The sequence below is a fragment of the Anaerococcus nagyae genome, from assembly GCF_040364225.1.
GTDB lineage: Bacteria > Bacillota > Clostridia > Tissierellales > Peptoniphilaceae > Anaerococcus > Anaerococcus nagyae.
In genome coordinates, this window is the sequence record NZ_AP031484.1 from 88,384 (window position 1) to 113,069 (window position 24,686).

Consider the following 24,686-nt stretch of genomic DNA (forward strand, 5'->3'; position numbering starts at 1 on the left):
TGATAATGAATTTCAAAAAAAACTAAGCTTTTTATACTCCCCTATAATTAAATTAGATTAAAGATGAGAAATAAGAAAAGAACAAAAAACAAAAACAAGTTAAAGGGGGACACAAATGAAAAATCAAGTTAAAACATTAGTATTAGCACTAGCGCTACTAACAGCAACAGGATGTGGCTCAGAAAAAGCTGTTGAAAGCAAAGGTGTAGAAATAGGCAAAGCTCAAATAGAAACAGAAGTTAATGAAGCTAATGAAGTTAAAGAATCTAAAGTATCAAATGTTGAAAAACCAAAAGCTGAAGATATAGAAATAAAAGAAGAAGATAATAGAAATTATCTAATCCCTCAAACACGTGAACTTAAAAAAGAAAAAGAGAAGGAACAATCTAAAGAAAAAAATATAGAAGGTAAAGAAGAAGAAAAAGAATCGCAAGATAAAGAGTTTGAAGAAGTTGTAGTAAATAATAAAGAGCTAAAAGAACAAACACCAGAAATTGATGAAGTTTTAGAAGGTGATAAAGAAGGAATTGCAGAAGAAGTAAAAGAAGAAGATAAAGAGCTTGCAGAAGAAATTTCTGATGATGTTAAAGAAGTAGCTGAAGAAAATGAAGAAGGCTTAGAATATATAGAAGATGATTTTGAAGCTGAAGAATTATTAGCATCTAACGATGAATATGAACAAGAACATGAAGATGAATATGAACAAGAACATGAAATAGAAGATCAAGAATACGAAGTTGGTATGGTATCAGGAACATCACCATCAACGTCACTTCCAAAAACAGTTGAAGAAGCGGTGTCTTCTGTAGATGTCAAAGAAAAAAAAGCAAGAAAATCTGATAATGTTACTAGTGGCCTTACAGTAGCTAGCCCATCTGAAGCAGAAGTCAAATCATATTGGAAGAATTATCAATCCCAAGCTTCTAATAAAGCTGATTTTTACGGATTAAGTCTTATAAATCCAGAAAGTGAAGATATTTATTCGGCTAATCCAAGTCTTGATTTGAATAATTTAAATATAGGCACACTTTCAAATGCTGCTCAACTTGATGCCTTACACATTGCAAATACTGCAAGATATGCTTCAGGTATAAAGGAACTTACAATTGGAAAAGATCAAGTTAAATATGCACAAGCTGCAACAATGATAAATAGACTTAACCTACAAATCGATCACTTCCCTGCTTTACCAAATGGTATGGAATCTAACTCAACAATTTATGCAGATGGCGTTAATGGAGCTAAGAATTCAAATCTATCAAGCCAATTAAACTTACTTGATTCAGTAGTAGAATACTTAAAAGATGACCTTGGCAAAGATAATCAATTAGAAGTTGGACATAGAAGATGGATTCTTAATCCACAATCAAGTTCAGTTGGTTTTGGGCAAACAGATGAGTTCAATGCAATGTTTGTAAATAACAATAATTATGATGGAGAAAACGCAAATACAGTTTACGCCTATCCAGGACAGACAGCTATAAGCGAATTTCATTCACCAGAATCATCACTTTCATTAATGTTTGGTGAAAATTTCGACTTAACAAATGCTACAGTAGAAGTAAAAGATCTTGCAACAGGTCAAGTAAGTACTGACTTAAATGTTGATCATAGCTTTAGAGGAAATTCAAGAGCTGTAACATTTGGATACGGAATGAACTATGAACCTGGAACAAAACTTCAAGTAAAAGTTAATGGAGTTACAAAAAATGGAGTTAACTATCCAGTAGAATACACAATTAACTATATCTCAATTAGATAGTTATAATTAATAGATCGGCCCCTAAAAATTTTAAATATATGTTTTTGTTTTGCCCCCTCGAGGGGCTTTTTGTTTGACTATTTATGCTATAATTAGAGAAAAGATGAAGCTTAAATACTTTTATAATACTAAGGATGTACGATTTAATGAGAAACTTCCAAATATAATGGCTAATAAAGTTGATCAAATCATAATAGGCGGAAAGAATGGATATGATTAAGGTGCCTTTCCTGTCAAACTTTTATATAAAATTAGCACTAGCAATTGGCAAGAAGAATTGAATGTATTAAAGGTAAAGATAGATATTTTATGATCTAATGAAATAAAATTGTGAAAAATTAATAGGAGGTTATTTTGAACGATATTACTATGACTGAAGCTACCAATTATATTCTTAATAGGGGAACTTCTAAGGGAGTACATACTCTAGATAAGATAAGATTGCTTTTAGAAGAATTTGATAATCCTCAAGATAAGATACAAACCATTCATATAGCTGGCACTAATGGCAAGGGATCAACAACAAAAATGCTAGCTAAAGCTCTAGCTAGTAAGAACAAAACTGCCACTTTTACTTCTCCTTATATTAGGAGGATAAATGAAGCCATAGCTATAAACGAGTGTGATATAAGTGATGATGAATTTGTTGACTTGGTTAAAAGGCTTAAGAAACCTATTGAAATGCTAGACAATAAGGGATATTACCTAAGCTATTTTGAAGTTCTTACAGCCATGGCTTATATATATTTTTATGAACAAAAAGTTGATGTGGCAATTATAGAAACAGGACTTGGTGGTCTGCTCGATAGTACAAATATTATAAAAAAACCACTAGCTTCTGTAATAACTACAATTTCTATGGACCATATGAATATTTTAGGTGATAGTATTGAGGAAATTGCCTACCAAAAGGCTGGAATTATAAAAGAAAATTGTCCTGTTTTCATATACCCAAATGATTCTGTCGCAATGGGAGTATTTTCAAAAAAGGTAGAGGATACTAATAGTAGTTCGTTTACTTTTAGTAAGGATGAGATTGAGATAAAGCAAGCTGATGATAAGGCTAATATATTCGATTTTAGAAATTATAAGGATGTAAAATTAAAGCTTTTGGGAAAACATCAAATATATAATGCGTGTTTGGCTTTACTCATCCTCGATTATTTTAAGAAAGATTTTAATATTGACGAAAAAATTATAAAAGATGCACTAGAAAATACAGAAAATATAGGCAGACTTACAACAATTAGTAGTAATCCTAGAGTTATAGTAGATGGGAGTCATAACAAAGAAGCTATAGATGCTCTGATAGATACACTTAAAAGTTTTTCTTATGAAAAATTAATCATAGGATTTTCAGTTCTAAATGATAAGGACTATGAATACATAATAAGAAGATTAAGCAAAATAGCAGATGAATTAATAGTTACAAGTATTGATAATCCTAGAGCCTTTGACTTTGATGAACTCAGTGATATTACTAAAGAAAAGTTTAAGGCTGCTATTACTATAGAGGACAATAAAAAAGCTTATGAATATTCAAAAAATATATGTGGTAGGAACGACTTGGTATTATGGTGTGGATCACTTTATCTGATATCTGATATTATAAACTATCAATCTGAGGATTAATAGTTAATATAGGCTTCATATTAGGTTTTATTATAAAATACACTCTTTTCGGGTATAAATAAACTGATAATTTAGTTTTTGTTTTAATATAACTAAATAATTATTACGAAAGGAGTAAGTGACTTGATAGAATTTAAAGATGTTAGCAAAATCTATCCTGGCAATCAAGTCGCAGTAAAGGATATAAATTTAAAATTTAACGATGGTGAGTTTATATGCTTTATTGGGACTAGTGGTTCGGGAAAGACTACATGTATGAGAATGATAAATCGCATGAATGAAGTAACCGAGGGAGAAATATTAATTGATGGATCCAATATAAAGGATTATAATCCTGTGGATTTAAGAAGAAAAATTGGTTATGTTATTCAACAGATTGGTCTATTTCCTCATATGACGGTTTTTGATAATATAGTTTTGGTTCCAAGACTTTTAGAATGGGATGAGGATAAGCTTAGACCTATAGCAGAAAATTTAATAGAGAAGGTTGACTTACCTATATCCTATCTTGATAAGTATCCTCAAGAACTATCTGGAGGACAACAACAAAGGATAGGAGTTATTAGGGCTCTAGCAGCAGACCAAGATATTATTCTAATGGATGAACCCTTTGGTGCTCTCGATCCTATAACTCGTGATTCCCTACAAAAGATCGTAAAAAGACTTCAAAAAGAAATGGGCAAAACTATAGTATTTGTTTCTCATGATATGGATGAAGCTTTAACTCTAGCAGATAGAATTGTAATTATGAATAAGGGTGAAGTTATACAATTTGATACACCAGAAAATATTCTAAAAAACCCTGCTAGTGATTATGTTAGAGATCTTTTGGGTGAACAGAAATTAAATGAAGCTAAGACTTCTTATGAGACTGTAGATAAGGTAATGTTAAAAAATCCTATATCTCTAAGCTTAGAAAAAAATACTTATGATGCTTTGCTTTTAATGAGACAAAAGAGAGTAGATACGGTGTTTGTAGTAGATAAAGATAATAAACTCTTAGGACAAGTTGGTATGTTTGATATTTTAAAATACGGTAAAAATGTCAAAGATCTAGATGAAGTTACTAAGCCAGTCTACTCTATCACTAGCAATACTCGCATAATGAATGCTATAAGTGATGTATACAATCTAGATACTAAAAACTTACCAGTTGTAGATGATGAGAATAGATTAATAGGGCTTATAACTAGAGCTACTATAGTAGATACGATTTATACAAACTTGCGGGATGATTCATCAGATAAGCAAGAGGAAACTAGAGATAAAGATGATAATTTGGAAGAATTAATGAAAGAAGCATCCCATGATTCTAAACAAAATTTAGGAAATAAAGGTGATAGCAATGGCTGATTTTCTTAGCAAAAACTATGCTGATTTATTAGCTAAATGTGGAGAGCACTTATATATTTCTGCCATATCCTTAATTTTGGGAATAATTGTAGCAGTACCAATAGGAATTCTTCTTATAAGAAGCAAAAAGGCGGCAAAAATTGTCATGGCCATAGCTTCTATTCTTCAAACAGTACCATCATTTGCGCTCTTAGCTTTAATGATTCCTCTTTTTGGTGTAGGTGTTAAGCCTGCAATTGCAGCTTTATTTATATATTCTCTTCTTCCTATAATGAGAAATACATATTTAGGCATAGATGGTGTGAATAAAGACTTACTTGATGCTGCTAAGGGTATGGGAATGTCTAGGTCACAAGTTTTATTTAAAGTTCAAATACCGATGGCTATGCCTGTTATAATGAGTGGAATAAGATTATCAGCTGTATATGTCTTAGCTTGGGCTACTCTCGCCTCTTATGTTGGAGCAGGTGGACTTGGAGATTATATATTTAATGGCTTAGATAATGCGATTTTACCTATGGTTATATGGGGAACTATACCTGTAACCCTTATGGCAATATTAATTGACTTTTTACTTGGAAGAATCGAAGATAGATTGTCCCCTGAGAAAGTAAGCGAGGTTGGATGATGAAATTTAAAAAGAGCTTTATTATGTTTATCCTATCACTTAGCTTGATATTTACCTCTTGTACCCTTCCAGGAATTGGGGCAGATGCTAATGAAGATATTGTAATAGCTTCTGGTTCAAATACTGAAAGATTAATACTTGGAGAGATTGATAGACAAATGATAGAACACTATACAGACTTAAAAGTTTCAATGATACCAAATCTTTCATCCTCTATTCTAAATCATATAGCTATGCTTAAGGGAGATGTAAATATATCAGCAGGTATGTATACAGGAACATCCTTGACAGGAGAGCTTGGCATGGATCCTATTAAAGACCCAGATAAAGCTTTGGGAGTAGTTCAAGATGAATATTATAAGAGATGGAATAGATTATGGTATCCGTCTTATGGATTTGAAAATACCTATGCTTTTATGGTAACAAAAGATTTTGCCGAGAAAAATGATGTGAAGAAAGTATCAGATCTAGAAAAAGTGAAAGATAAGATAAAGGTAGGAGTAGATACAGCTTGGATTAGTAGAAAAGGTGATGGATATGAGGCCTTTAAAGATATTTATGGATTCAAATTTAAAGAGATATATCCTATGCAAATCGGTCTAGTATATACTGCGCTTGCATCTGGTGAAATGGATGTTGTTTTGGGATATTCTACTGATGGTAAAATAGCTTCATATGATTTAGTATTATTAGAAGACGATAAAAAGCTCTTCCCACCTTATGATTGTTCTTTAGTAGCAACAGAGGATATAATAAACAAATATCCCGAAGTAAATAGCATCTTATCAAAGCTTAGTGGAAAAATAGATACAAAAACTATGCAAGAGTTAAATAGAAGAGCGGATGAAGATTTAGTGGAACCACCAGTTGTAGCAAAAGAGTTTTTAGAAAAAAATAACTATTTTGAAGATGATAATAGTTCTAAGGACTTTGATATAAAGGAAAGGATAGGAAAATATGAATAAAGTTTTATTGTATTATTCACAAAATGGATCCTATGTGTTTGAACAGTTTATTAGACACTTCCTAATATCAATCTATGGAGTATTATTTGCATCTATATTAGCAATTCCGCTAGGGTTTTTGATAGCAAGAAGGGGGAAGCTTTCTAATTTTTTCATTAGCATAGCCAATGTTATGCAGACGATACCTTCTCTTGCTATGCTTGCCATACTTATGTTTGCTATAGGTACAGGTCCTAATACTGTAGTTTTATCAGTATTTTTATACTCTATACTACCTATATTAAAAAATACGGTAGCAGGGATAAACTCAGTTTCTCCAGCCATAGTAGATGCTGCTAAGGGTATGGGAATGACAAAAAGTCAGATTAGAAGAAAAATAGAGTTTCCCTTATCCGTTTCTATAATAATGGGTGGTATCAGAAATGCCCTAGTAGTAGCAATAGGTGTAACAGCTGTAGGAACTTTTATAGGAGCTGGAGGACTTGGAGATATAATAACAAGAGGTATCACGGTAGCCAATGGTAGTCCTATAATAATTGCAGGTGCTATACCTACAGCACTTATGGCAGTTATAGCAGACTTACTCTTAGGTGCTTTAGAAAATAAATTAAAACCTAAGGAAGTTTCTATATAAATTTATTTATAGTAGACCTTAAAAAGGGTTGTTTTATATAAACAAATCCTAGCTAGAGAGGATAATGTTCATGTAAAATAGCCCTATTTGCATATTTTTATTTATCTAGATTTTTTTTAGATAAGTAAAAAACAATAATCATAACAATTAGTTGTATAAGTATTGTTTTTATATAATCATAATTTATTTGTTTATCTCTGATATAGAAATAAATTACGATTAGCAAAGTTACTATTATATAAGTCAAAAAAAACTTCTTTACTCTATCCATAATATCTCCTTATAGTTTTTTTTCTAAATTCTTGTCTATAATTATACATATATATAAGAATGAATAAAATACACACTTTCTTTGATGGTTATATATTATATTTAATTTTAACTATTCTTTTTAGTTTTACATTATGCCCATATTATGATAAGTTTAGTAAGAAATATAAACAATTAAAGGATAAGCTATGAAAAAATTTAAATTTAATAACAGCGAACTAAGTGATGAAAAAATTAAAATATGTGCTATTATCAACGTCACACCAGATTCTTTTTCTGATGGGGGCGACTATAACTCGGTAGATGAAGCCTTAAATAGGGCCAAAGAATTTTATAAGCATGGAATAAATTTCTTTGATATAGGTGGGGAATCTACCAGACCTCATAGCGATTTTGTAGAAACTGGAGATGAGATAAATAGAATAGTACCTGTAATTAAAAAGATCAAGGAAGAGATACCAGATTCTATTATATCAGTAGATACTTGGAAATCAGACGTTGCGAAAGCTGCTATAGAAGCTGGTGCAGATATTATAAATGATATCACTGGATTTTTAGGAGACCCTAATATGGCTTCTGTTATATCAAATTCAGATGTAGGCTATATTTTGATGTTTAACCCAACTATCATTAGACCAGAGCATAAGGATAGTAAAAAATTTCCTAAATTTAGCCCGGATACTTTAGGATATGAAGACTCTATGCCTTTTTCAGAAAGTGAGATAAAAGAGTATAGGGACAAGGATATTTTAGACTTATTAAATATATATTTAGATAAATCTCTAGAGATTGCAAAAAGTTATAATATTGGGAAAGATAGGATTATGCTAGATCCAGGTATTGGCTTTGGCTTAACTTATGATGAGAATTTAAAGTTATTAAAAAATATTGATCTTATAAAAAGTAGAGATTGTTTTACATTTTTGGGAGTATCTAGAAAGAGATTTTTAATGGATATTGTAGATAAGCTAGGCTTTGAAAGTGACATAAAAAAAGCAGAGGGTTTAAATAATAGTGATTTAGCCTCTGCAATATTAACAAGCTATGCTACTATAAATGATATAGACGTTATAAGAGTTCATTCACTCAAGGAACATTTAGTATCTAGTCAGATTATTACAAAAATAAAAAACGCTTAATTTTTATTTTTGCTATCTAAGTCTGATTTTAAATCTCTTATTTGATTATTATAAACTGGGTGATTTAAATATGGTTCTATTTCGTTAAGCGGGTCTAGGACAAAGCTTCTCTCTTTTATATAGGGATGGGGTATGATTAGGTCATTTTCAAAGATAACTAGGTCATCAAAAAATAATATATCTAGATCTATATTTCTTTCACCCCGGTGTCTTAGCCTAGTTCTTCCTAACTTCTCTTCTATATTATTTAGTTCATATAAAAGTTCATGAGGGCTTAGTACTGTTTCTATTTTAATTGCCATATTTAAAAAATCTGGTTGATCTACTACACCCCATGCAGTAGTTTCGTATAGGCTAGATTTTTTTAATATCTTCATATATTTATTTTCATTTATTAGATTTAAAGCATTGTTTAAGTTTTCTTCTCTATTTCCTATATTGGCTCCTAAGCCTATATATGAAATAGATTTTTTCCTAAATATTTCTACAGCTACTTCATCTATAGATTCTCTAACTGGGGTATAAGGCTTGATTATCCTTGCATATACTTCTTCTATATTTTTATAATTATCTAAAATGAAAATAGCTGTATCCTCAGCCGCTGCTTCTATTAAATTAAAACTTTTTCTAGAAAAATTCTCAGACACTTCTTTAGCTAAAGCTCCATAATCGATAGTTTTTTCCAGATCATCAGTAAGTCCAGCCCTTTGAGTTTTTGTACCGATCTTTAAATCTATCTTATATCTTTGTCCTAGATTTTTTTCGGATTCAAATACACCATGATAGGCAAAAACTTCTAGTCCCTTAATACTTATATAGTCAGTCATTGTATCTCCTAATAAACTAATTTTAGATTCATCTTTTCCCTACTCCACCTACAAGAATTTTGTGACCTACAATTAAAACAATCTCTGGATAGCTTATCTGCCTTATAAAAGATTTGGTTAAATAGGTCATCTTGATTTTTATTTCTGTGGTTTTTAATAGCATCTATTATTTTTTCTTTATCATCTTGTTTAAAGTCTGTGGACTCTAAAATTTTTCTAGCTATATCTACGGAAGCTATATGGTGGTCTTTTATATTTTCATATTCATAAACTCTTCCTAGATCGTGCAAGATAGCAGTAGAATATATTAAATCTTTATTTATACCTAAATTATTCTCTAAATTTAGGATATAGCAGATTCTTGCTACATCTAGGCTGTGACTTAGATCGTGAATACAGTATATTCTCTTATCTTCAAACTTATCTAACTTCTTATATAGATTTTGTGTTAGAGGATGGTTTAAAATAATATTAACATTTTTCATTTATCTTATTTAAGACCCATTAATAAATAAGCTTCATTTTTTAGTTCTTCATCTTCTAGATTGCCTCTAGCTACTGAAGTAATAGTAGCACTACCAGGCTTTTTAATACCTCTCATGTTCATACATAAGTGCTCAGCTTCAATAACTACCAAAGCACCCTTAGCATCCAAGTACTTCATTATATCTTCGCACACTTCTAAAGTAAGTCTTTCCTGAAGTTGTGGTTTTTTAGCATAGTGGTCAACTGTTCTAGCTATCTTAGATAGACCAGCTACTTTTCCGTTTGGAATATATGCAACATGTGCTTTTCCAAAAAAAGGAACTAGATGATGCTCACACATTGAATAAAAGGGAATATCTTTGACTACAACAGTATCTTCTCCATTATGGCTGAAAGTTTTTGATAAGATATCTTCTGCACTAGATCCAATACCAGAGAAGATTTCTTTATACATCCTAGCAACCCTCTCAGGAGTTTCTACTAGTCCTTCTCTACTAGGATCTTCTCCTATTGCTTCTAAAATCATTTTTACTGCTTCTTCTATTTTTTTCTCATTCATTTGCTTACCTCATTATTATAAAAAATACCCTGGCTTAGGGTATGACTTATTTAAACTTAATTTAAATTTTGCTAATTAGATTTATATAATATGGACCTAGTTGCTAAACCATAGGATGGACAGCTTGGCTTCCATAATATATTTAGATAACTGATTTTAAGACTTGCTATCTTACTATAAAAAATAGTCTAATATAGGCAAGGTTTTCTTCCTTCTATTTAGTATATTAAAAGGATATTTTTAGTCAAGTTATTGGATAAAATATAGCTTGTTTATACATTATATCTTTCTTATTTTAACAGTTAAAAGGGGCTGTTGCAACATAGATAAATCGTTCCAAAATCATTCGAACTCCCTCTCAGAAAATGTCTCTGTCAGCCGACGAGCTAAATCTCAAATTTTCTGATAGGGCACCCCCAATGATGGAACGATAGATATCTATTGATTTACAACAACCCCTATTTTAGTTCTAGTACATCTACAATTTTTTCTTTTAAGTTCTCAGTATCTTCATATGGATCTTTGCTATCCATAATAGCCCTAACTACAGAAACTCCCTTAGCCTTTGAGCCTTTTAGTATGTCTATATTGTCATAATTAAGGCCTCCTATAGCTACAGTTGGAATTTTTATATTGTCATTTATCTCTTTTAGGGTTTCTACACTTGTCCTAGTTGTTTTGACATGGGTTTTGGTTTCAAATATTGCTCCTACTCCTAGGTAATCAGCTCCTTTTTTTTCTTCAGCGATTGCCCAGTTTAGATTTTTGGCAGTTGAGCCTATTATTTTATCAGTGCCTAGTATCCTCCTAGCATCAGCTACATCCATATCTTCATTTCCTAAGTGTACTCCATCAAGATTTGCTGCAAGAGCTATATCAACTCTATCATCGACCAATAAGGGAACATTATAGGAGTGACAAAGATCTTTTAATTTGCGAGCAATTTTTATTACCTCACGGGCTGGGGCATCTTTTTCTCGCAATTGAACTAGGCTTACTCCTCCTTTAAGAGATTCTTCTATGACATGGAAAAATTCTTCGTTACTTAGCTTATCTCTATTTGTTACTAGATATAAGCTTAAATCAAAGTCTTTCATACATTATCCTTTCCTTCAACTTTTCTTTATTTATAAGGGATATTTCATCTAAAAGTGATATTTTAAAGCTAGCCATTCCCTTAGTTTTATCGGCTCTTTCTGCTGCTATATTCATTATGGAAATAGCAAGAGCAATTGCCTCCATGCTCATTTCAAATGATGTGCAAGCTGCTATTATAGCACCTAGCATGCAACCTGTACCTGTAATTTTTTGCAAACATTGGTTACCATTTTTAAGAACCAAGCTTTGATCTTTGTAAGATATTATGTCTTCTTTGCCAGTTGCTACAACCATTGTGTTATACATAGTAGACAAATCTTGGCTTATTTTTAGAAGATCTTCTTTATTAATATAATGAGAATCCACACCCTTAGTTGTAAGCTTTTTGCTATAAATTGAATATATCTCACTATAATTACCCTTGATGACATTTATAGGATAGTGCTTTAGATAATATAAGCTAGAATCAAGTCTTATCTTTGTAGCCGATGCTCCTACAGGATCTAGAATTATTGGGACATTATTTTTCTTAGCTGATATTAAGGCCTCTTTTATTCCTAAAATCTTACTTTCATTTAGAGTTCCTAGATTTACTAAAAGTGCATCGGAATTTTCTGTTACTTCATAAACCTCTCTTATATATTCTGCCAAAAAAGGTGCTTGATTTAAGCTTAGAAGTACATTTGCTAAATCATTTGCTATAAGTGGACTTACTATAGAATGAATAGTATGAGTTTCACTTACTAATTTATCAAAAATATTGTCAAAATTAATCATTAAGACTCTCTTTCATTTGAGCTAAGCTACCGTTTTTTTCTAAAGCTTTTAGTAATATATAGGCTATACCAGACCCTATAATTGTAGCTATTATAAAACTTGGAGTAAATGTAAATAGGGCTACTTTGCTATCTCCCGCTATAAACTTCATTACAGGGAAACTTATTATGGATCCGATGATCCCAGTTCCTATTACCTCGCCAATACAAGCTGAGATAAAGGTATTATATTTTTTATATAAAAGTCCTGATAAAAAAGCACCGAATATAGCTCCTGTAAGGGCTAAAGGTGAAATACCCATGAGGCTCATTCTTATTATGCCAATCATAAAGGCACAGGCTAAGGAATAATAAGGACCTAATAAAACTGAGCAGATGACATTTATAAAATGCTGCATAGGTGCGAAACCATGAACTCTTAAAATAGGTGAAATAACAACTCCAATTGCAACAAGCATGGCAAGTAAGACAAATCTTTTTAGTCTTTTGGAATCTTGCATATAACTCTCCTTTTGTAGGAATAGCTAAAATTAGAATAAGAAATCCCTACGCTAGCATTATCTAGATCAGGTTTAAGACTAAAGGGTATAATCTCAGCCAATTTTAGCACCCCTCATGTAATTTCAGTTACAATGATAACATATAAGTATTATCATGTTAAATATAAAAAAACCATTACGCATAGGTAATGGTCTTTGGTGGGTGAAATCTCTTTAAGATTTCTGAGTTAAACAGCGAAAGTCCATGACTTTCTTGTTTATTATAACCATTAACCTTTATTTTGTAAAGCTTAAGCTTGTGCGTCTTTACCTTATTTTGGGTAAAGTTAAAGAGAGAGTTTGAATTGAGGTAAGAATGAAAGTTTTAATAGCAATAGATTCGATAAAAAATTTTGAAAATTCAATAGAAATTGGCAACATATTTAAAGAAGAACTGGACTGTGACTCCTATGTAATTCCATTTTTAGATGGAGGAGAAGGGACAGTTGAGGCTATGAAAGGCCTTTTAGATGGTGACTATCATTACGTAAATGTACATAATCCTAAAAATGAAGTAATAACAGCACGATATGTAATGAAAGATAATGAAGCTATACTGGAAATGGCTGAGTCCTCAGGTTTGCGTTTAATCTATAAGGATGACTTAGATGTTATGCGCTCCTCATCCCTAGGTTTTGGAGAAATGTTAGTTGATGGACTTGATGCAGGAGCTAAGTCATTTTTTATAGGCATTGGGGATACTGCTACTAATGACCTTGGCATGGGTATGCTCTATGCTTTGGGGGCTCGCTTTTATGATGAAAGTGGAAGTGAGCTTAATCCTATAGCAGAGAATATGGCTAAGGTTTCTACAGTTGATATTGATAATATAGATTATAGACTTTTTAGGACTCCTATAACGATTGCAACAAGCTCTGATACAACACTTTTTGGAGATAATTCTTTTTTGGAAAGTAGAGTTTATCGTAAAGGGGCAAGTATTGAAGATATAGCATTTTTGTATAAAGGATCCAAGAATTTTAAGCAAATCATAGAAAAGACTCTAGGCATAGATTCAATAGACTTACCATCTTTAGGATCTGGTGGAGGAGTGGCATGGGCCTTGTATACATTTTTTAGAGTAAGGATTACTAGATCAATGGATGTGGTTTTAGAAAAACAAGACTTTAATAAGCTTGTAAAGGATTATGATTATTTGATACTAGGAGAAAATGTAGATCAATTTGACGGAGCAAGTTCTATAAATGTATCAAAATATGCCAAGGCTTATAATAAAGACATAAGTATAATCTTTTTAGAAGATAAGTATGGCAAAAAAATAGAAGCTAGGGATAACTTCAACTACATATATAGCTATGATATCTCAGATAAATTTGATAGAGAGGAACTAAAAGAAGCTATACGAGCTTTGGCTACAGAAATAAATAGCAATTTGAAAGATTATTAATATATGTAAAAATATCATAAAGATATTAAGTTTATTAAATAAAACATCATCTTTAAATTTTACTATTTATGATCTCACTTTTTTATTAGGTTATTTTAGCTACAAGAGTGCACTTTAGCAAAAAAAAGAAAGAAGTATAATTAAAGTATGAATAATTTTAAGAATTTAGGAGAAAGCAAGGTGACTAGAGCTTTACTGATAATAAATATAGCCGTATTTGCTATTATGACCTTCACAGGAGGAAGCGAGAGTACAGCCAATCTTATAAGATTTGGAGCTGTTCATAAGGGACTTATAGCAAATGGCCAATGGTGGAGACTATTTACTGCAAGCTTTATCCACATAGGTATTGCTCATATTTTATTTAATATGTATTTTTTGTATCAGCTAGGGCCAGTATTTGAAAGACTCTATGGAAGTATTAATTTTTTAATTATATATCTTCTAGCGGGTATCATGGGTAATCTTCTAACTTTTGCCTTTGGGACTCCTAATACCATAAGTGCTGGTGCATCTACATCCCTTTATGGAATGTTTGGTCTGGCTTTAGGTATAATGCTTAATTATAGAGGTGATGAGATTTTAAGGAGTTTTGGTGCTAGCTTTCTTACAGTTATAGCTATTAATATAGTCTATTCATTGCTAAGCCCAAGTGTAGGTATATTAGGTCATTTAGGTGGTCTTTTGGCAGGTGTAATTCTTTCTGGCATATTCCCAGTAGTAAATAGAAGTCTTTCTACAAGTACTCAAGCTATATCCATAGCAGCCTTTGTAGTTATTATGATTTTATTTGTAAGAATAGGTATGAAGTCAATGACTATGGGTGGATAGATGAAAAAAGTTTTATTAATTCTAGGACTAATAGTTAGCCTATCAGCCTGTGATTTTCAATCTAGAGAAGATTTTGAAAAGGAACTTTCTGCGAATAAACCTATAGAAAGTTCTGATATTAAAATGCCTACTGTTAAGTATATTTCAGCTGATAGTAATCAAAGTTTAGAAGTTAAATCGAATAGTTCTGATGATAAAGACAATTCTAAAGAAAGATTAGACTTTGTATCTATATATGGAAAAGGAAGAACAGGAAAAAATATGAACCTCAATGACTGCCTTGGAAATATAATAGATACGAACATTGGAGAAAGTCAAATAGGAATTTCCATAAAACCGTCTATTCAAGAATCTGGTGGGATTTCCTCTATACTATCCTATGATAAAGGTGATGGTATTACCGAAAGAGAGTATGGGCCAGTAGCTGGCTTTAATAATCTAACAACCATGGTTTCTTATGATAAGATTGAGTCTGAGTCAGGTTCTATGCTATTAGTCAGTCAGGTAACTGTAGATAATACGGAAACATATAGCGCTTATTATCTTTTTAATAGGTATATGAGCCTTATGGATTATCTAGTATTTAGAAATTCCACTGATAATATAATTACAAGTGTAGAAAGACTTGGGGATATGATCGAAGTACCTAATTACAGTGAAAGTGGAAATATAAATGAAGCTATAAAACATAGAATTGAAACAGAAAGAGATTACTTACCGAGCCTTTTAGACGTTTATAAGGTTAAATCAAGGCCTGTAACATCTTTAGTAGAAGGTAAAGAAGCTGATATAGGATATTTGCCTGACATTACAGATGAGAGCAGATTATTGCTTGTGAAGACTACTTCTAATCCTGATAATATGGGAATGAATATAGATATAGAAAAATAAAGGAGATACTATGGAAAGAAATGATTTAGAAGAGAGATTAACCTGGGATACTAGCCTAATCTATAAAGAAGATGAAGATTTTTATAAAGATATAGATGAAAGTAAAGATCTTGCAGAGCAATTGAGAAAATACAAGGGGAAAATTACAGAAAATGCTGACAGTCTCCTAGACTTCTTAAAAGATTATGAGAACTTAATGAGAAAACTTTATAAGGCTGGAGTTTACGCAAGTTTAAAAAGCGATGAGGATACAAGGGTTAGCAAATATCAAGAAATGACTCAAACTATATCTATAGTAGATTCAGAAATATCTCAAAAGTTATCTTTTATAACACCAGAAATTCTTGGGGAAGATTATGAGAAAATTAAATCACTATTAGAAGAAAAAGAAGAACTTAAAGTATATGATCACTATTTTGAAGATTTATTTAGAAGTAAAGACCATGTATTAAGTGAAGATCAAGAAAAGATAATAGCAAGCTTTTCTAAATTAAGGGAAAATCCTGTGACAACTTATATGATTTTCTCTAATGCAGATATGAAATTTCCATCTGTAGAGAAAGATGGGGAAGAGGTTTCTTTATCTGATGCAAACTTTACACTACTTGAAGAAGATAAGGATAGAGATTTTAGACGCAGAGTTTATGAAACTTATTATGGAGTATATAAGCAATTTGAAAATACAGCAGCTTCATTACTTGATGGAGAGATTACAAGCCACAATATAGTTTCTAAGCTTAGAGGATATGACTCAGCACGTCAGATGAGCCTATCTGTTAATAATCTTGATGAAGAAATATATGATAACTTATTAGAAGTAGTACACGATAATATGGATATTCATAGAAATTACACAACATTGAGAAAAAATTTCTTAGGTGTTGATGATTTAGGATTCCATGATATCTATGTTCCACTTGTAAAAGATTATGATAGAAAGATAGAATTTGATGAAGCTCGCGATATAGTTCTAGAAGCAATAAAACCATTAGGTGAAGAATACGTAAAAGTTGCTCGAAAGGGATTTGAGCAAAGATGGTTTGATGTTATGCCAAATGAAGGAAAGAGAAGTGGTGCTTATTCATCAGGATCGTATGATACCCAACCATACATCTTACTTAACCATACAGATAGTATAGGTGATGTATTTACTATAGCTCATGAACTTGGACATTCTATGCATTCATATTATACAAGGAAGACTCAGCCATTTATTTACGGGTCATACTCTATATTTTTAGCAGAAATTGCATCTACAACAAATGAGTTATTATTGCTAGATTATATGTTGGAGAATAGTCAAAGTGAAGAAGAAACAGCATATCTATTAGATTACTTTGTAAATCAATTCAAATCTACAGTATTTAGACAAACATTATTTGCTGAATTTGAACACGAGGTAAATAAACTAGTAGCAAAAGGAGAACCAATCCCAGCTGCAAGATTAGATCAAATCTACGGAGACCTAAACCGTGATTACTTTGGAAAAGATATAGATGTTGATGAATTTATCTCAACAGAATGGTCCAGAATACCACATTTTTATATGTTCTATTACGTATTCCAATATGCAACAGGCTTTATGTCAGCGGTAGCACTAAGCCAAAAAATCCTAAAAGGAACAGATGAAGATAGAAAAGCTTATTTAGATTATCTAAAAGCTGGAGAAAGTGAGTATCCAATAGATGTCCTTAAAAAAGCAGGTGTTGATATGACAAATAAGGACTCTATGCAAAAAGCAATGGATGTAGCAAGAAAAGCATTAGAAGATTTAAGAAATGCAATAATATAAACTTTATGTAAAAAAAATCATTATATTTTTTTATATCAATGTTATAATATACTAGAATGGATGGATAAATAGAAAAGACTGTTTTAGAATCATTATTTCTAAAGCAGTCTTATATACTTTGTTTTAGCCGATACCACCACAGATTATTCCGGCTACTAAAGCGATTAAAGTTAACAAGCAATATATATATTTACCTAATGGATAGAACCATTTACCAATAGGTTTATTTGCTCCAGTGTTAACTTCGCTTTCCACCCATTCTCTACTATTAAGCCAAAAGAACATTACCGCAGCAAGTAATGCACCTAGCGGAGCTGCGTAAATTGACACTGCATCCATCCATACACCTACTATTCCTTGTATAAATAGAGCTATAATTAAACCACCAATATTTATTATAGCTGTAGCTAATTTTCTATTTACCTTAAATTTTTCTTCTATATAAGCTACTGGAGCTTCAAATAAATTTATAATTGAACTAACTCCAGCAAAAAGTATACATATATAAAGAACTATTCCTATAATCCTCCCAGCATTCATTTTATTTACAACACTAACTAAGTAAATAAACATTAAACCAGGGCCACCTTCATTTAGCTCAGCTCCACCTATTGCCATAGCTGGAATTATTACTAATGATGATAGTAAAGCGATAAGTATATCTGATAGAACTACATAAAATGCAGAATTAGGTATATCTTCACTTCTATTTAAGTAGGAGCCATATATTATAGATCCATTACCAGATATTGATAGGGAAAAGAATGCTTGTCCGAAAGCAAATATCCACACTCTTATGTCTTTTAATCCACGTGGATCAAGTCTAAATATATAATGATATCCTTCTGTAGCACCATCTTGAAATCCTATGTATACAGCTAACAATATGAACATTATAAATAATGATGGAATTAGAAATCTATTGGCTTTTTCAATTCCGTTAGCAATCCCCAGAGACATTATACATAAAGATACTATAGCTGCTATAATTATCCATCCATTATTGCCCCATGGGCTTGCAGAGTTTTCAAAAGTTTTTGTAATGATATTCATATTTGATCCCATGGAATACATACTTCCATTTACAGCCATAAATGTATATTTGAATATCCACCCCATGACACATAAGTATCCTACAGCTAATGAAAACGATGCCAAGATAGGTATAATTCCTAAGATTTCTCCTATTTTTCTATTACCATGTTTTTCTGTAGATAAGCCAAAAGCACCAACAGGACCTGATTTAGCAGCTCTACCAAATGTAAATTCCTCAATCACACCTGTTGAACCTATTAAAATAACAAAGAGAAGGAAAGGTAATAAAAAGGTCATGCCTCCCCATTGTGATACCATTACAGGAAGTCTCCATAAATTTCCCATTCCAACTGCTGAACCAATACATGCTAGGATAAAACCCCACTTACTAGTAAAACTATCTCTTGTATGTGCTGTATTTTCAGTCATAATATCTACCCTCACAATCATAATTCTAATAATATCTCCTAGATAATACTAGGAGATATTATTAGATTATTATTTTTCTTCATTTGGATATGGTTCAAGAAAAGCGTGGAAATGTCTCATAGGAAGATTGTGACCTTTTGTAATACGCATATTTGGTATGCTTTCTCTATCTTCATATAAAGCTTTTACAGCAGCTATTACATAATCTAAATGCTCTTTAGAGTACATGCTTCTATTTACTGCAAATCTAACTACGTTTGCAACCTCTTCTTGTTGCTCAGGTGTTTTTAAATCATATTCCATAGAATAGTCACCAAGTTCTGAAACTCTGATGCCGTACCTTCTAATTAATTCTAAACTAAAACCTTCGCCAGCGAAAGTATCATGGCCTCTCTTGTTATCAAAGAATTCATCCATATTAATATAGACTCCATGTCCGCCAGCTGGAAGAACTACACCTTTAATGCCTGCGTTATAGAATCCCTGAGCAAGATATTGGCATTGACCAACTCTCTCTGATAAATAATTTACATCACAGCATTGATATAGACCTACTGCTAAAGACATTATATCGTGACCAGACATTGCGCCATACGAATCATTACCATATGAAGAAATTTGTTTAACTTTTAATCTAATGCCGACATCATTTGTAACGTTTCCATCTTTATCGAAGTCTGAGAAATTTTTCCAGAAAGTTCCTTTATCTCTAAATGCTAAAACTCCACCCATATTAGCATGACCATCTTTTTTAAGAGATGCTGTAAAACCATCACAGTAAGAGAACATTTCCTTTGCGATTTCTGGTATAGACTTATCTTTGTAACCATCTTCGTTTTCTTTGATGAAATAGCAGTTTTCAGCCCATCTAGCTGCATCAAACATAAATGGAATATTATATCTTTTTGCAACTTCAGCTGTTTTTCTTATGCTGTTCATTGAAACTGCTTGACCGCATACTGTATTATTTGTAATTGTAGTATAGATTAGAGGTACATTTTCTGGACCAACTGTTTCAATTAATTGTTCAAGTTTTTCTATATCCATATCACCTTTGAAAGGATTTTTTTCATATTCTCCACCTTCTGGAGTTTCGAATAATAATTCTTTATTGTATAAATTTCTTGGGATTGATCCCATTTGTTTTATATTACCTTCAGTTGTATCGAAGTGTCCGTTTGATGGTATTATAAATTGTTTTTCTGGATATCTCTCATTTAAAATATTTCTAACTATTTCAAAGAGCATAGATTCTGCTGCTCTTCCTTGAGGCATAAGGAAAGTATTTGGTCTTTCTAATTGACTAGCTCCTCCATTGAAAAATCCGCCTTCATATTCACATAAGTATAGCTCTTCCATTAATTTGTCTATGTCTTTTTCACCAGTTAATATTAGTTCAACAGGTTTCTTTTGATTATCGCCTCTTTCAAAGCAATCTCTAAAAGCTTCTAATAGTACGTAGTAGCCGTTATTTCTACCATAGGATTCATCTCCTAAGAACATCGCAGACCATTGTCTGTCATTAAGGGCCGTTGTACCTGAGTCTGAAAGCATATCTACTGTTAGCATCCCAGCTGGAAAAGCAAATTCATTATAGTGAGTTTTTTTTAGAGCTTCTTCTCTTTGTTCAATTGTAACTTCTGGGATATCTCTTTTTACAAAAGAAAAAGATTTTGGTGTTTCAACGTTTAATTTATATTCTTTAGTCATTTTAATCTCCTCTAATTATTTCTTTGCTATCTTAGCTCCATTATTTGTTTAATTTCATCTGAATTGATACCTACCATTGCTTCCCCTAGGTTTTTACTTACTTCAAGTAATACTTTAGGATCTTTATAATTTTCAACGGCTCTAACGATTGCTTTAGCTCTTTTTTCAGGATCTCCTGATTTAAAAATTCCGCTACCTACAAAAACTCCTTCTGCTCCTAGTTGTCTCATAAGTGCAGCATCTGCTGGAGTAGCTACTCCACCTGCTGAAAAATTTAGAACTGGAAGCTTTTTATTTTCTTTTACGTATTTTAATAAATCATAATCTACTTCTAATTCTTTAGCTTTTGTATAAAGTTGATCATCTCTTAAAGCAGAAACTTCCGCTATTTCAGTATTTATAGATCTTAAATGTCTTACAGCTTGAACAACATCTCCTGTACCAGCTTCTCCTTTTGTTCTAATCATTGCTGCACCCTCTTTGATCCTTCTGAGTGCTTCAGATAAATTTCTTGCTCCACAGACAAACGGAGTCTTGAAAACCTTTTTATCAATATGATTAAAATCATCTGCTGGTGTTAATACTTCTGATTCATCTATGTAATCAATGCCAAGAGCTTCTAAAATTTGTGCTTCTACAAAATGTCCGATTCTAACTTTAGCCATTACCGGAATTGATACAGAATCTTTAATTTTTAATATCATCTCTGGATCACTCATTCTGGACACGCCTCCTGCTGCTCTAATGTCAGCTGGTACTCTTTCTAGAGCCATAACTGCTACAGCGCCAGCATCTTCTGCTATTTTAGCTTGTTCGACGTTTATTACATCCATTATAACGCCTGATTTTAAGTTATTATTGATTGATTCAAATGCCATTTCTACCTCCTAGCTTAATTCTAAATCAAGTATAATATAATTAAAAGTGACAAAATAAAAATAAAAAAAGGATACAGCTAAATGAGTAGTAGTTTTATTTACGAAAAAGTTTACATAGATATTAAAGAAAAAATATTAAATGGAACATACAAGGAAAATCATAAACTTCCATCTATAAGAAATCTTTCTACTAGTGCTGGAATCTCAAAAAATTCAGTAATTCATGCTTATGAACTTTTAGAAATAGAAGGACTCATTTATTCTGATTATAGGAATGGTTATTTTGTTAGTAGAATAGATCCTCTAAATAAGAGTATCAAAAATATGGATTCTCATGAGAAAGATATACATGAAGCTTTACCATTAAAATATGATTTTTCATTTAGTGGTGTAGGTAATAAATATTTTGACTATAAGAATTTGGGTCTGTCTTTTAAAAATACCATAAATTCTAAAGATATGGATATTATAAGTCAGGATGATCCTAAAGGCAGTTATAATTTAAGATATTCGATAAAAAAACATCTTAGTGCTGCTAGAAATATACATATAGATGAAGATCAAATAATAATTGCTCCTGGATCTTATGAGCTACTAATGATAGTTAGATTAATTTTCCCAAATAAAGTATTTGGATTTGAGAATCCTAGCTATCAATACACTTCCAATTCTATTTTTATTAATATAGATAATCTCCCAATGGATATAAGTACTAATGGAGTTATTGTTAGAAATATAGATAGAAGAATAGATTTACCAGTTGTTACTCCAGCAAGACAATTTCCTCTTACATACTTTATGGATTATCATACAAGGGTATCATTGCTTAATTGGGCCAATGAAAAAGATAGTAGATACATAATAGAAAATGATTATGATGCAGAATTTAAATACAAACTAGATAAAATTTATCCGTTAATGGCTATGGATATAAATGATAAGGTTATATACTTTGGTAATTTTTCTAGAACTATAAGTCCTGCTGTAAGGATTAGTTATATGGTTTTACCTAAACATATAGTTAGAGAGCATGATGATAAGCTCCAGATTTTAAGATGCTCTGTATCTAATTTTGTTCAAGAAGCTGTTTCTTACTTTATTGATAGAGGATATTTTGAAAAACAGGTTAATAGAATGAGAGTTCTTTATTCTAGAAAGTATGATTTTATTATGGAAAAGCTTAAAGACTCAAATTATATAAAAATATTATCAACTAATCCTGGTATATCCTTTGTTATAGAAACTATACCAGTTGATAATACAATATTAATAAAAAATTTAAGAGAAAAGGGAGTTAAAATCAAGCCTATAAATGGTTATACTTATGATAAAAAAGGATATGAAAATAAGTTTTTGATTGGATTTGCTAAGCTTGATTTTAAACAGATAGATAAGGGATTAGATATTATCATTCAAGAGGTTAAAAAACTATCATGATTAAATTTATTTTGTAATAATTAGATTAGTTGTTATTTGCTGGGTTGATTGGTTGAGTTATTTTTATATAATCAACCAATACCTCCAAAAGCAATACCTAAGATTAAGGCTAAGATACTAAGTAAACAGTAAACGTATTTACCTAGTTTATAAAATAAGAAATTTATAGGCTTGGTGCGTCCTTTATTTATTTCATATAGAGCCGAATCTTTATCTAGCATCCAGAAAAACATTATTCCAGCTAGTAGGGCACCTAATGGGGCTATTACAATTGAAACACAGTCCATCCAAGCTCCTACTATGCCTTGCACTAGGATAGCCACTATTATTCCCGTTATATTTATCAAAGCTGCAGCATTAAATCTTTTAAATCTAAATTTTTCTTCTAAATAAGCAACAGGTGCTTCGTAAAGATTTATAATCGAACTTATACCAGCAAATAAAACTGCTATATAGAATAAAATCATAATTATCCTACCACCGTGCATTTGATTAAATACATTGACTAAATAAATAAACATTAGTCCAGGGCCGCCTTCGCTTAAGTTAGCATTCCCCACAGCCATGGCTGGAATTATAACTAAACTTGCTAACATAGCTGCTAAAGTATCAAAGAATGCTACATTACGGGCAGCTGAGGGTATATCTTCTTCGCTTGGCAAATATGATCCATAGATTACAGATCCGTTTCCTGCTATAGAAAGCGAGAAGAATGCTTGACCAAAAGCAAAAACCCAAAGTTTTAAGTCTGAGATTTTATTAGGATCAATAGTAAAAATATACTGATAGCCGTTTATGGCATTTGGTTGATGATAAATATAAATTCCAAGTCCCAAGAGTAAGAAAAATAATATGGGCATTAAAATTTTATTAATCCTTTCTATACCATTGGCTATACCTAAGGACATAATCATTAAGGAAATGACTCCTGCAACTATAATCCATTTATTATTGCTAAATCTTGACGCAGTTTGATTAAAAGTATTTACTATAAGATCCATATTAGTACCCATAGAGTTAAGCTTACCGTCAATAGCCATAAAAGCATATTTAAATATCCAACCCATAACACAGGTATATCCTATAGCTAAGGCTAAAGATCCTAAAACGGGTATGATACCTAATCTTTCTCCAAGCTTTGCCTTACCCTTTCTTCCGCTTGCATATCTAAAAGCACCAACTGGCCCCGATCTGGTTAGCCTTCCTAAAGTATATTCCTCAATAACTCCAGTTGATGCTATTAAAATAACAAATAAAATGTAGGGGATAAAGAAACTCATACCTCCCCAAAGAGAAATCATAACAGGAAATCTCCAAATATTTCCCATACCTACGGCTGATCCAATAGAGGATAGAGTAAATCCCCATTTACTTTTAAACTCATCTCTTGTATTTATTTGATTATCTTTTACGTTACTTTCACCCATAATTATTCCTATATTCTTGTTAAAGGTATTATATCAGATTAGAGAATAAGAATAAAATATTAAAATTATAGAAGAATATGTTTAGAGACAAAATCATCGGGTAAATAATGGAACGTAAAGATGTTACTTTGTAATGTACGTACATATAATGAATGAGAATGTAAAATGGAAAATAAGTAG

General features: G+C 31.5%; 24 protein-coding genes and 1 riboswitch. Of the genes, 13 read left to right on the plus strand and 11 right to left on the minus strand.

The genetic code is table 11. The annotated features are described in order from the left end of the window. The first annotated feature begins 115 nt into the window (after positions 1 to 115). From ABXG81_RS00375 to ABXG81_RS00405, 7 genes are all read left to right on the plus strand, one after another. Positions 116 to 1,762, plus strand: coding sequence for a hypothetical protein (locus tag ABXG81_RS00375; protein ID WP_353528861.1), 1,647 nt, complete (start codon positions 116 to 118; stop codon positions 1,760 to 1,762). A 73-nt stretch (positions 1,763 to 1,835) separates the two neighbouring features. Continuing rightward, on the plus strand, positions 1,836 to 1,982 hold the full coding sequence (locus ABXG81_RS00380; protein WP_181965148.1) for a hypothetical protein: 147 nt from the start codon (positions 1,836 to 1,838) through the stop codon (positions 1,980 to 1,982). Positions 1,983 to 2,116: 134 nt separating this feature from the next. Beyond that, positions 2,117 to 3,394, plus strand: coding sequence for a folylpolyglutamate synthase/dihydrofolate synthase family protein (locus tag ABXG81_RS00385; RefSeq protein WP_353528862.1), 1,278 nt, complete (start codon positions 2,117 to 2,119; stop codon positions 3,392 to 3,394). Positions 3,395 to 3,517: 123 nt separating this feature from the next. Beyond that, positions 3,518 to 4,747: an ABC transporter ATP-binding protein gene (locus ABXG81_RS00390; RefSeq protein WP_117521969.1), complete on the plus strand. Its 1,230-nt coding sequence runs from the start codon at positions 3,518 to 3,520 to the stop codon at positions 4,745 to 4,747. Then, positions 4,740 to 5,375, plus strand: coding sequence for an ABC transporter permease (locus ABXG81_RS00395; protein ID WP_117521970.1), 636 nt, complete (start codon positions 4,740 to 4,742; stop codon positions 5,373 to 5,375). Before ABXG81_RS00390 ends, ABXG81_RS00395 begins: the two co-directional genes overlap by 8 nt. Then, on the plus strand, positions 5,375 to 6,340 hold the full coding sequence (locus tag ABXG81_RS00400) for an osmoprotectant ABC transporter substrate-binding protein (protein WP_245325710.1): 966 nt from the start codon (positions 5,375 to 5,377) through the stop codon (positions 6,338 to 6,340). Before ABXG81_RS00395 ends, ABXG81_RS00400 begins: the two co-directional genes overlap by 1 nt. Next, on the plus strand, positions 6,333 to 6,974 hold the full coding sequence (locus ABXG81_RS00405; RefSeq protein ID WP_209814214.1) for an ABC transporter permease: 642 nt from the start codon (positions 6,333 to 6,335) through the stop codon (positions 6,972 to 6,974). Before ABXG81_RS00400 ends, ABXG81_RS00405 begins: the two co-directional genes overlap by 8 nt. Before the next feature lie 97 nt (positions 6,975 to 7,071). Here the strand turns inward: ABXG81_RS00405 and ABXG81_RS00410 are convergent, their stop codons facing one another. After that, positions 7,072 to 7,245, minus strand: a complete 174-nt coding sequence (locus ABXG81_RS00410; protein ID WP_181965149.1) for a hypothetical protein — start codon at positions 7,243 to 7,245, stop codon at positions 7,072 to 7,074. 187 nt (positions 7,246 to 7,432) lie between these two features. Here ABXG81_RS00410 and ABXG81_RS00415 point away from each other — a divergent pair, with 187 nt between their 5' ends. Continuing rightward, positions 7,433 to 8,383 carry a dihydropteroate synthase gene (locus ABXG81_RS00415; protein WP_353528863.1) on the plus strand — a complete coding sequence of 317 codons (951 nt, stop codon included), beginning with the start codon at positions 7,433 to 7,435 and terminating at the stop codon, positions 8,381 to 8,383. Here the strand turns inward: ABXG81_RS00415 and folK are convergent. The 6 genes from folK to thiW form a co-directional block, all read right to left on the minus strand. Then, positions 8,380 to 9,210 carry a 2-amino-4-hydroxy-6-hydroxymethyldihydropteridine diphosphokinase gene (folK, locus tag ABXG81_RS00420; RefSeq protein ID WP_353528864.1) on the minus strand — a complete coding sequence of 277 codons (831 nt, stop codon included), beginning with the start codon at positions 9,208 to 9,210 and terminating at the stop codon, positions 8,380 to 8,382. The genes ABXG81_RS00415 and folK overlap by 4 nt on opposite strands. Positions 9,211 to 9,218: 8 nt before the next feature. Continuing rightward, positions 9,219 to 9,695: an HD domain-containing protein gene (locus ABXG81_RS00425; RefSeq protein WP_316115699.1), complete on the minus strand. Its 477-nt coding sequence runs from the start codon at positions 9,693 to 9,695 to the stop codon at positions 9,219 to 9,221. Positions 9,696 to 9,700: 5 nt separating this feature from the next. Beyond that, entirely contained in the window at positions 9,701 to 10,255 is a 555-nt protein-coding gene (folE, locus tag ABXG81_RS00430; RefSeq protein ID WP_316115698.1) for a GTP cyclohydrolase I FolE, read from the minus strand. Positions 10,256 to 10,713: 458 nt separating this feature from the next. After that, a complete protein-coding gene (thiE, locus tag ABXG81_RS00435) occupies positions 10,714 to 11,352 on the minus strand; it encodes a thiamine phosphate synthase (protein WP_316111009.1) in 639 nt (212 codons plus the stop codon). Then, the gene (thiM, locus tag ABXG81_RS00440) at positions 11,339 to 12,130 is read right to left on the minus strand and encodes a hydroxyethylthiazole kinase (protein WP_316115697.1); all 792 of its coding nucleotides are present in this window, start codon (positions 12,128 to 12,130) and stop codon (positions 11,339 to 11,341) included. Before thiM ends, thiE begins: the two co-directional genes overlap by 14 nt. Next, entirely contained in the window at positions 12,123 to 12,629 is a 507-nt protein-coding gene (gene thiW, locus ABXG81_RS00445; protein ID WP_117521979.1) for an energy coupling factor transporter S component ThiW, read from the minus strand. Before thiW ends, thiM begins: the two co-directional genes overlap by 8 nt. Before the next feature lie 26 nt (positions 12,630 to 12,655). Next, positions 12,656 to 12,753: riboswitch (TPP riboswitch) on the minus strand. A gap of 231 nt (positions 12,754 to 12,984) precedes the next feature. Between thiW and ABXG81_RS00450 the strand changes: the two genes are divergently transcribed. From ABXG81_RS00450 to pepF, 4 genes are all read left to right on the plus strand, one after another. Next, on the plus strand, positions 12,985 to 14,076 hold the full coding sequence (locus ABXG81_RS00450; protein ID WP_316111038.1) for a glycerate kinase: 1,092 nt from the start codon (positions 12,985 to 12,987) through the stop codon (positions 14,074 to 14,076). 147 nt (positions 14,077 to 14,223) lie between these two features. Then, positions 14,224 to 14,907: a rhomboid family intramembrane serine protease gene (locus tag ABXG81_RS00455; protein WP_117521981.1), complete on the plus strand. Its 684-nt coding sequence runs from the start codon at positions 14,224 to 14,226 to the stop codon at positions 14,905 to 14,907. Further along, positions 14,908 to 15,798, plus strand: a complete 891-nt coding sequence (locus tag ABXG81_RS00460; protein ID WP_117521982.1) for a hypothetical protein — start codon at positions 14,908 to 14,910, stop codon at positions 15,796 to 15,798. Positions 15,799 to 15,808: 10 nt separating this feature from the next. Further along, positions 15,809 to 17,590 carry an oligoendopeptidase F gene (pepF, locus tag ABXG81_RS00465; protein WP_316122290.1) on the plus strand — a complete coding sequence of 594 codons (1,782 nt, stop codon included), beginning with the start codon at positions 15,809 to 15,811 and terminating at the stop codon, positions 17,588 to 17,590. 123 nt (positions 17,591 to 17,713) lie between these two features. Here the strand turns inward: pepF and ABXG81_RS00470 are convergent, their stop codons facing one another. From ABXG81_RS00470 to pdxS, 3 genes are all read right to left on the minus strand, one after another. Then, positions 17,714 to 19,054 (minus strand): sodium-dependent transporter, encoded by a 1,341-nt coding sequence (locus ABXG81_RS00470; protein WP_117521997.1) that lies wholly within the window; start codon positions 19,052 to 19,054, stop codon positions 17,714 to 17,716. 69 nt (positions 19,055 to 19,123) lie between these two features. Further along, positions 19,124 to 20,764, minus strand: a complete 1,641-nt coding sequence (locus ABXG81_RS00475; protein WP_117521984.1) for a tryptophanase — start codon at positions 20,762 to 20,764, stop codon at positions 19,124 to 19,126. Positions 20,765 to 20,790: 26 nt separating this feature from the next. Further along, positions 20,791 to 21,642, minus strand: a complete 852-nt coding sequence (pdxS, locus tag ABXG81_RS00480) for a pyridoxal 5'-phosphate synthase lyase subunit PdxS (RefSeq protein ID WP_117521985.1) — start codon at positions 21,640 to 21,642, stop codon at positions 20,791 to 20,793. Between the two features lie 81 nt (positions 21,643 to 21,723). Between pdxS and ABXG81_RS00485 the strand changes: the two genes are divergently transcribed. Continuing rightward, complete coding sequence (locus ABXG81_RS00485; protein ID WP_209814194.1) at positions 21,724 to 23,079, plus strand: PLP-dependent aminotransferase family protein; 1,356 nt, start codon at positions 21,724 to 21,726, stop codon at positions 23,077 to 23,079. 71 nt (positions 23,080 to 23,150) lie between these two features. Here ABXG81_RS00485 and ABXG81_RS00490 read toward each other — a convergent pair whose 3' ends face one another. After that, positions 23,151 to 24,506, minus strand: a complete 1,356-nt coding sequence (locus ABXG81_RS00490) for a sodium-dependent transporter (RefSeq protein ID WP_353528865.1) — start codon at positions 24,504 to 24,506, stop codon at positions 23,151 to 23,153. Between the last annotated feature and the right edge of the window lie 180 nt (positions 24,507 to 24,686).

What these genes read in the sequence shown, in the direction of transcription:
- ABXG81_RS00455 (WP_117521981.1), top strand. Translation starts at nt 14,224, where the DNA reads ATGAATAATTTTAAGAATTTAGGAGAAAGCAAGGTGACTAGAGCTTTA.
- thiM (WP_316115697.1), bottom strand. Translation starts at nt 12,130, where the DNA reads ATGATTAATTTTGACAATATTTTTGATAAATTAGTAAGTGAAACTCAT.
- ABXG81_RS00470 (WP_117521997.1), bottom strand. Translation starts at nt 19,054, where the DNA reads ATGACTGAAAATACAGCACATACAAGAGATAGTTTTACTAGTAAGTGG.
- thiW (WP_117521979.1), bottom strand. Translation starts at nt 12,629, where the DNA reads ATGCAAGATTCCAAAAGACTAAAAAGATTTGTCTTACTTGCCATGCTT.
- ABXG81_RS00375 (WP_353528861.1), top strand. Translation starts at nt 116, where the DNA reads ATGAAAAATCAAGTTAAAACATTAGTATTAGCACTAGCGCTACTAACA.
- pepF (WP_316122290.1), top strand. Translation starts at nt 15,809, where the DNA reads ATGGAAAGAAATGATTTAGAAGAGAGATTAACCTGGGATACTAGCCTA.
- ABXG81_RS00450 (WP_316111038.1), top strand. Translation starts at nt 12,985, where the DNA reads ATGAAAGTTTTAATAGCAATAGATTCGATAAAAAATTTTGAAAATTCA.
- ABXG81_RS00395 (WP_117521970.1), top strand. Translation starts at nt 4,740, where the DNA reads ATGGCTGATTTTCTTAGCAAAAACTATGCTGATTTATTAGCTAAATGT.
- ABXG81_RS00405 (WP_209814214.1), top strand. Translation starts at nt 6,333, where the DNA reads ATGAATAAAGTTTTATTGTATTATTCACAAAATGGATCCTATGTGTTT.
- ABXG81_RS00425 (WP_316115699.1), bottom strand. Translation starts at nt 9,695, where the DNA reads ATGAAAAATGTTAATATTATTTTAAACCATCCTCTAACACAAAATCTA.
- pdxS (WP_117521985.1), bottom strand. Translation starts at nt 21,642, where the DNA reads ATGGCATTTGAATCAATCAATAATAACTTAAAATCAGGCGTTATAATG.
- folK (WP_353528864.1), bottom strand. Translation starts at nt 9,210, where the DNA reads ATGACTGACTATATAAGTATTAAGGGACTAGAAGTTTTTGCCTATCAT.
- ABXG81_RS00475 (WP_117521984.1), bottom strand. Translation starts at nt 20,764, where the DNA reads ATGACTAAAGAATATAAATTAAACGTTGAAACACCAAAATCTTTTTCT.
- ABXG81_RS00400 (WP_245325710.1), top strand. Translation starts at nt 5,375, where the DNA reads ATGAAATTTAAAAAGAGCTTTATTATGTTTATCCTATCACTTAGCTTG.
- folE (WP_316115698.1), bottom strand. Translation starts at nt 10,255, where the DNA reads ATGAATGAGAAAAAAATAGAAGAAGCAGTAAAAATGATTTTAGAAGCA.
- ABXG81_RS00485 (WP_209814194.1), top strand. Translation starts at nt 21,724, where the DNA reads ATGAGTAGTAGTTTTATTTACGAAAAAGTTTACATAGATATTAAAGAA.
- thiE (WP_316111009.1), bottom strand. Translation starts at nt 11,352, where the DNA reads ATGAAAGACTTTGATTTAAGCTTATATCTAGTAACAAATAGAGATAAG.
- ABXG81_RS00410 (WP_181965149.1), bottom strand. Translation starts at nt 7,245, where the DNA reads ATGGATAGAGTAAAGAAGTTTTTTTTGACTTATATAATAGTAACTTTG.
- ABXG81_RS00415 (WP_353528863.1), top strand. Translation starts at nt 7,433, where the DNA reads ATGAAAAAATTTAAATTTAATAACAGCGAACTAAGTGATGAAAAAATT.
- ABXG81_RS00490 (WP_353528865.1), bottom strand. Translation starts at nt 24,506, where the DNA reads ATGGGTGAAAGTAACGTAAAAGATAATCAAATAAATACAAGAGATGAG.
- ABXG81_RS00460 (WP_117521982.1), top strand. Translation starts at nt 14,908, where the DNA reads ATGAAAAAAGTTTTATTAATTCTAGGACTAATAGTTAGCCTATCAGCC.